Here is a 6881-nt window from a genome sequence, read left to right as displayed (position 1 = left end):
TGGTCTGGTAATGATGGCGGAGGGGTTCCACGCGTACCCATCCCGAACACGACCGTTAAGCCCTCCAGCGCCAATGGTACTTGGACCGCAGGGTCCTGGGAGAGTAGGACGTTGCCAGGCCGGAGAACAGAGAGAAGCACCCATCGCTGGGTGCTTTTTTGCGTCTATTTAGACCGTAAGTTGTTTGATTAAGATTAAGCACCCATGTGACTGAGGTTACTGATGATAGTAAGAGACTTCCTTCGATTCTAGGCGGATGACACCATCACTGCGCTCGCGGCGCAGGGTTATCAATAATCGTATGCGTGGTGTCAATAACCATAAATGCCAATAGACCATTGCAATAACGAGAGAGGAATGTGCCCAAGGATAGAATAGTCCGGCAACGCAACAGCCAATTAAGAATAGATGAAAGTGAAGACGACGAAAAAGGGAGAGCTGCGTATCCATAATAGGCAAAGGCCCAATCCATGGCCAGTCCAGACGGAAGGTCCATCTCTTCTCGGACTGCTCATCTACTCGACGTAAGGTTAAGCGTAAAACTAGTGCATGAACGAGCAATGTAAGAACAATCGCGGCCGCTGAATAGATTAATCCAATCCATCCATATATCAAATATAAGGCTGAAATAACCAATAAGGCTGTCGCCATATAACTATATTTACTTTCAGGGCGAAGTGCGACTTTACGTATGAGCGTATAATGATAGAAAGTCGCATCACGAGTCGCTGTCGGGGTATTCAAGCTTCCATCTCCTCCATTACCAAAAAAACGCTCTGTTCATTACTATCGGACGAAAGCGTGAATATTATTATGTTTAGTATATATCTGTTGCTATGAATACGTATATTTTCATAGAATTAGGGCATATTAAAAACATCATAGGGAAAGGCAGGGATACACATGGACCAAACCGAACGAAAAATATGTATCGTTTGTGGCGAACCGAAAGAAGACGGAATCACGATTGTGACCGAATTTATATGTACATCCTGCGAATCAGAAATGGTTCATACTAAGGTAGAAGATGATAGATATCCTTTTTTTGTCCATCAGATGAAGCAATTATGGCTTCGATTTCATACATAAGTTAGGAGTTGGAACAGGTATTAACCTATCCAACTCTTCTCTTTTTTATATTTGCTTCTTTTATATAGATTACTTACGAAGCACTGACGTTTAGGCGTTAGTGCTTTTGCATTCTTGTCGAAGTAGTTTGTTATAATGAAAGGAACCTGTATGTGCCATGTTAAGAGTGTTAGGAGTGTGTGGATATGTCGCTTAACAAGTTTAAGGCACCGTTGTTCGAAGCGCTAGTCGCACATAAGCGGTTACAAGGGAACGCGTTCCATGTTCCGGGACATAAGCAGCAAGCAGCATGGCATAATGAAGAAGCAATCGCTCACTTCGATGCGCTGCTTGCACTGGATGTAACTGAGTTATCGGATACTGATGACCTGCATCATCCTCAAGGGCCTTTAGCCGAAGCCCAGAAGCTTGCAGCGGACTGTTATCAGGCCGAGGACACCAGTTTCCTTGTCGGAGGCAGTACGGCAGGCAACTTAGCGATGATTCTGGGAACATGTAATCCCGGAGAGATATTCATCGTCCAGCGTAATGTCCACAAATCGATTATTCATGGTTTGATGATTGCAGGGGCCAAAGCCGTTCTATTACCGCCGCATATCGATTCGATATCAGGTTTGGCTACCGTCCCGAGCGAAGCACTCCTAGAAGCAGCAATTTCCCGCTATCCGGAGTCCAAGGCGGTCATCGTTACCTCGCCCAATTATTATGGGATGGGGCATAACTTGAAAACTCTTATAGAGCTCGTGCATAATCGTGGAATTCCTGTATTAGTGGATGAGGCACACGGTCCGCATTTCGGTTTTCATCCGTCATTTCCAGGTCCTGCATTACAGGCTGGGGCGGATCTTGTTGTTCAGTCAACGCATAAGATGCTCTCGGCAATGACAATGGGTGCCATGCTTCATATGCAAGGCAACCTTATCCGCAAGGCAGCGGTTAAACAAGCGCTTAGAATGGTTCAGAGTTCGAGCCCTTCTTTTCCGTTAATGGCTTCACTGGATCTTGCAAGGCAGCAGATCCATACGGCAGGGGCGGCAGCGTTTCAACCTGCGCTTGAAGCGGTGGAGTATGTGATTAACCAACTAAAGGAAACACCGTTTCGGGCTTTAGGTTATGGCCAATATGCGAATAGTGAGCTTGCTTATGACCCGTTAAAAATGGTTCTGTTCGATGAATCTGCCAAGCTTAGCGGCTTGGAGCTGCGGAATGAGCTGCTTCGGCACAATTGTGTGGCGGAAATGTCAGATTCCAGGTATGTGGTTATGGCATTCGGGATTGGCTCGAGACAAGCGGATGGTATAGCGTTAATTAACGCATTAGAAGAAATTGCAAAGCAAATAAATAACCAACCGAAGAGACTAACTTCAATACCCCTAACAGATAACAGCCCTGTTCCAGACAGCAAAATCCCTGAGGCTGTGGCATTTAGCCGAGAAGAGCACAGAACGAAGTCGATAAAACTCGAGAATTGCAGCGGATTTACGTCCGCAGAATGGATAATTCCTTATCCTCCGGGTATACCCATTCTATATCCTGGGGAAATTATTACTTTAGAGATTATAGAACAGCTGCAATATTGGCGACGTGCGGGAGTTCAGATTCAAGGGGCGCAGGATAGCGAGTTAGCCAGCATTCAAGTTCAAATGAAAAAGTAAACGCTATGTTTATTCGGCCTTATTACCTGGGTAATTAGCATTATAACTGGAGTCGCATATGGTATAGTAAAGCTCGCGGAGTGCGCTGAGATCTAGTTATACATCTCATTGCTAACCTCTGCATTTAGTAAAAAATATTTTTGTGCTATTCTAAAGAGAAAAAGTTTTCTTCAATCCAACAATTGATCGGGGAATTAGAGGTATGCAGAGAGGGTATTTTTTTTCGGCAGAGGGCGGCGAGGGTGCAGGGAAATCATCAATTGTTTCAAGGCTCAGTGAATATCTTGATTCAAGAGGGCTCGAAATCATTACTTCCCGAGAGCCGGGTGGAATAGCCATCGCCGAACAAATCAGGTCTGTTATTTTAGATAAAGAAAATACAGAGATGGACGGACGGACGGAGGCTCTGCTGTACGCGGCGGCCAGAAGGCAGCACTATGTAGAAAAAATAGTGCCAACACTGAACGAAGGTAAATCTATTATTTGCGATAGGTTTATCGATAGCAGCCTTGCTTATCAGGGACACGCGAGGGGATTGGGTATCGATAAGGTATTGTCCATTAATGAGTTCGCAATAGAAGATGTCTTTCCTGATTTAACGATTTATCTGGACATAGACCCGGAAGTAGGGCTAAGACGTATAAATGAGAACGCAGATCGCGAAATAAATCGATTAGACTTAGAATCGCTTGCCTTTCATCGGAAGGTAAGAGAGGGTTATCTGGAGCTTGTGAGAAGATTTCCTGCTCGGATCGTTAAGATTAATGCGAACCAAAAGATGGATGAAGTATTTGAAGATGTGAAACAAGTATTTGATCGGTTTCTTGTCTCAATGGGTAAACTATCTTGACTTATCATATTAGAAATATGATAAGAGATTAAAAAAGAGGATTTTGGCGGTACAGTGTCCAATTTAAATAAGAAGAGACAGACCCCATTTTATGAGATTAAGGAGGGCCTGAACAATGAAATTACTTATTGCGGTTATTCAAGATAAGGACAGCAACAGATTGTCCAATGCTTTGATCAAGGAAGGATTCAGGGCGACTAAGTTAGCGAGTACCGGAGGATTCCTGCGTGCAGGGAATACGACTTTCCTAATAGGCATGGAGGATGATCGGATTCAAAGTGCTTTAGATGTTATTCGTGCCAACTGTAAAGTACGCGATCAGCTTGTAACGCCAGTATCTCCCGTCAGCGGTGCAGCAGATTCCTATATTCCATTCCCGGTTGAGGTGCAGGTAGGCGGAGCGGCTGTGTTCGTGCTTCCAGTAGAGCGGTTTGAGCACTTCTAAATGGCAATGGGCGGTGACCGGAAATGAAGATCCAACCGGGGTTTTACCCTGTTGGCAAGACGCTGCAGCGAGGAGAGTCTGCTAATCGGCCAACACAGGCGCAGAACTTCGGCGACCTTATGCAGCAGCAGGATGAGCAGAGGACGCACGAGGAGCTGCGACGTAAGCTTGAGGACATTCGTCTGCAAGGTGATCGGTTATCTCGTTCGATGACCATAAGAGAGCTCGTGCTTTATAGACAGCTGGTTAAAGGATTCCTAGAGGATACTGTACGCAGAGGAATTGCCCTGAAGGAAACAAAAGGCTGGGATCGTCGAGGTCGCGGCAAGCGGTACAAGCTTCTCGAAGAAGTAGACTCGTTGCTCGTAAGCATGGGAGAAGAGCTGCTGCAGAACGAAGAAGGACGGATCGATCTCCTTCATAAAGTAGGGGAAATCCGTGGGATTCTGATTAATTTGGTTTTTTAGCATGATGGGTTTCCTAAAGGAGTACGTTTGATGAGCTTTGAACAAATAATGGGGCAAGATCGGGCGAAAGCCTTACTGAAGAACGCTATCGCCTCAGGAAAGATCGCACATGCCTATCTGTTCGCCGGTCCAAGCGGATCCGGGCGGCGAGAGATGGCTCAAGCCTTTGCCCAAGCGCTATTCTGCGAGCGCGGGGGTAATGATTCTTGCGGAGAATGCTTGGAGTGCCGGAAGGTGCTGCACGGCAATCATCCGGACCTGCATGTGATTGCCCCGGACGGTGCAAACGTCAAGATTGATCAGATTCGTACGCTGCAGCGAGAGTTATCTTATCGGAGCGTCCAATCCGGCTACAAGATTTATATTATAGAAGGCGCCGAGACAATGACCGTACAAGCTAGCAATAGCTTACTTAAATTTCTGGAAGAGCCGCCCTCTCCTGTAGTCGCCATCCTGCTTGCACCGAGCGCCCAAGCCGTACTTCCGACGATATTATCGCGATCACAGCTGATAGCGTTTGCTTCGGGAGATCGGGAAGCACTGGAAACCGTTCTCGTTAAAGAAGGCAAACCTGCGCTTCTAGCGCGAGCTGCCGTCAATCTGGCATCCGGACTTCAAGCAAGCAGACTATTGGTAGAAGAGAATTGGTTTGCAGATATCCGAAACGTAGTGATACAATTAGGTAGGGAAAATCCGAACCAGTTCACCGCGAGTCTGCTTCAAGCGCAGCAGCAAGTATTCAAAACGGATCTTCTTGAACATGTTGACGTATTGTTGGGGCTGTTAGCTTTGTGGTATAGAGATATGGTTTACGCCATGACTGATCGTCATAACCAGATGGTATTTCCGGATCAAGGAGAATGGATCTCTAAGCAGGCCTGGACAAGGTCCATAAGCTCATGGGTATCGGTGATGGAGTCTGCGTTGACGGCAGCGAGGCGAATTAAGGCTCATGTGCCGCCTCAATTGGCGCTAGAGCAATTTCTTGTGAACGTGCGGGAGGGATAGATTTGTACGATGTGGTTGGTGTCCGCTTCAAGAAAGCGGGTAAAATCTATTATTTCGACCCCGCTGAGCATTCGGTATCCAAGGATGAGCATGTCATTGTGGAGACGGCGCGTGGCGTAGAATACGGCAAAGTCGTTGTTGGCCCGAAGACGGTAGGAGAAGCTGATGTCGTACTGCCCCTCAAGAAGGTTATACGGGTAGCGGGAGATATAGATGCCAAAGCAGTGGAAGAGAACCGTGGAGCTGCGAAGAATGCTTTTACCGTTGGACTGCAGAAAATCAAGGACCATGCGCTTAAGATGAAGCTCGTGGACGTGGAATACACGTTTGACCGAAATAAAATCATCTTTTATTTTACGGCTGAAGGACGCGTCGATTTTCGGGAATTGGTCAAGGATTTGGCTGGCGTATTCCGGACTCGCATTGAATTGCGGCAAATCGGCGTGAGAGACGAAGCTAAGATGCTCGGGGGAATAGGACCGTGCGGGCGTGTACTGTGTTGCTCCTCGTGGCTCGGTGACTTTGAACCGGTCTCCATTAAGATGGCTAAAGACCAGAACTTATCACTAAATCCGACGAAGATCTCAGGGTTATGCGGCCGCCTGATGTGCTGCTTGAAATATGAGCATGATAATTACGAGAGCGCCAAGGAAGAGCTGCCTGCGGTAGGCAGATTGGTTGTTACTTCGATGGGCGAAGGCAAAGTCGTTGGAATAAACGCAGGAAGCCGAAGCGTACACGTTCAGTTGTTCGAACTTGGCAAAGTGAAAGAGTTGCCATTTGACGATGTAGTCCTCAAATGACTGATGACGACTGTATTCGATGAGACATCGCTGACTACAGTTGCATATTAGTCGAGACAATCGGATGCCATGAGGTGGATAGTTGTTTATGAAAGACATTTTCCTTCGCGTGAATGAACTCGAATCGCACATGGGCACGATCCATGCCGACTTCGGGGCTCTCAAGCTGATGATCAAAGAACTATTGGAAGAGAATAAAAGGCTTCAGATCGAGAATCATCAGCTAAGAAAAGTTCTGAAGCGGGAAACAGACCCCGCTCAGACCCAAGAGACGGCGGAAGAACCGGCTGCCATCAAGGGAGACAAACCACTTGCCGCTATGGGAGTAGGAGAGGGTTATGATAACTTAGCCCGGCTATACCACGAGGGTTTTCATATTTGTAATGTGTATTATGGTCACTTACGTATGGAAGGCGATTGCTTGTTCTGTTTATCTTTTCTAAGTAAATAACGGTTTTTAAATAGAAGCGGCAGCCTTAGCGGGCTTGCTGCTTTTTCTTGTTTGCACGGAACACTAAACATTGCGATAGAAGGGTGAATCAAGTAAGCTTAGGAACGTGTATC

The 6881-nt window shown here is 46.6% G+C and carries 9 protein-coding genes and 1 rRNA gene; 9 read left to right on the top strand and 1 reads right to left on the bottom strand.

The genetic code is table 11. The features are described 5' to 3' along the window. Positions 1-3 precede the first annotated feature (3 nt). Positions 4-120, top strand: a 5S ribosomal RNA gene (gene rrf, locus ACESLK_RS22920). 96 nt (positions 121-216) lie between these two features. On the opposite strand, the gene ACESLK_RS22915 is transcribed toward rrf, so the two are convergent. Further along, entirely contained in the window at positions 217-744 is a 528-nt protein-coding gene (locus ACESLK_RS22915) for a transposase (protein WP_373232032.1), read from the bottom strand. Positions 745-903: 159 nt separating this feature from the next. On the opposite strand from ACESLK_RS22915, the gene ACESLK_RS22910 reads away from it, so the two are divergent. From ACESLK_RS22910 to ACESLK_RS22875, 8 genes are all read left to right on the top strand, one after another. Further along, the gene (locus tag ACESLK_RS22910; protein WP_373232031.1) at positions 904-1089 is read left to right on the top strand and encodes a sigma factor G inhibitor Gin; all 186 of its coding nucleotides are present in this window, start codon (positions 904-906) and stop codon (positions 1087-1089) included. 185 nt (positions 1090-1274) lie between these two features. Beyond that, positions 1275-2744, top strand: coding sequence for an aminotransferase class I/II-fold pyridoxal phosphate-dependent enzyme (locus ACESLK_RS22905; protein WP_373232030.1), 1470 nt, complete (start codon positions 1275-1277; stop codon positions 2742-2744). A 202-nt stretch (positions 2745-2946) separates the two neighbouring features. Then, complete coding sequence (tmk, locus tag ACESLK_RS22900) at positions 2947-3594, top strand: dTMP kinase (RefSeq protein ID WP_373232029.1); 648 nt, start codon at positions 2947-2949, stop codon at positions 3592-3594. 115 nt (positions 3595-3709) lie between these two features. Next, on the top strand, positions 3710-4039 hold the full coding sequence (locus ACESLK_RS22895) for a cyclic-di-AMP receptor (RefSeq protein ID WP_373232028.1): 330 nt from the start codon (positions 3710-3712) through the stop codon (positions 4037-4039). Between the two features lie 23 nt (positions 4040-4062). Next, the gene (locus tag ACESLK_RS22890; protein WP_373232027.1) at positions 4063-4506 is read left to right on the top strand and encodes a YaaR family protein; all 444 of its coding nucleotides are present in this window, start codon (positions 4063-4065) and stop codon (positions 4504-4506) included. 30 nt (positions 4507-4536) lie between these two features. Further along, positions 4537-5514: a DNA polymerase III subunit delta' gene (gene holB / locus ACESLK_RS22885; protein WP_373232026.1), complete on the top strand. Its 978-nt coding sequence runs from the start codon at positions 4537-4539 to the stop codon at positions 5512-5514. A 2-nt stretch (positions 5515-5516) separates the two neighbouring features. Then, positions 5517-6317 (top strand): PSP1 domain-containing protein, encoded by an 801-nt coding sequence (locus tag ACESLK_RS22880; RefSeq protein WP_373232025.1) that lies wholly within the window; start codon positions 5517-5519, stop codon positions 6315-6317. Between the two features lie 88 nt (positions 6318-6405). Beyond that, entirely contained in the window at positions 6406-6768 is a 363-nt protein-coding gene (locus tag ACESLK_RS22875) for an initiation-control protein YabA (protein WP_373232024.1), read from the top strand. Positions 6769-6881: the final 113 nt, after the last annotated feature.

The sequence above is a fragment of the Cohnella sp. genome, from assembly GCF_041640265.1.
Lineage (GTDB): Bacteria > Bacillota > Bacilli > Paenibacillales > Paenibacillaceae > Cohnella.
This window is presented reverse-complemented; position numbering and strand designations above follow the sequence as displayed.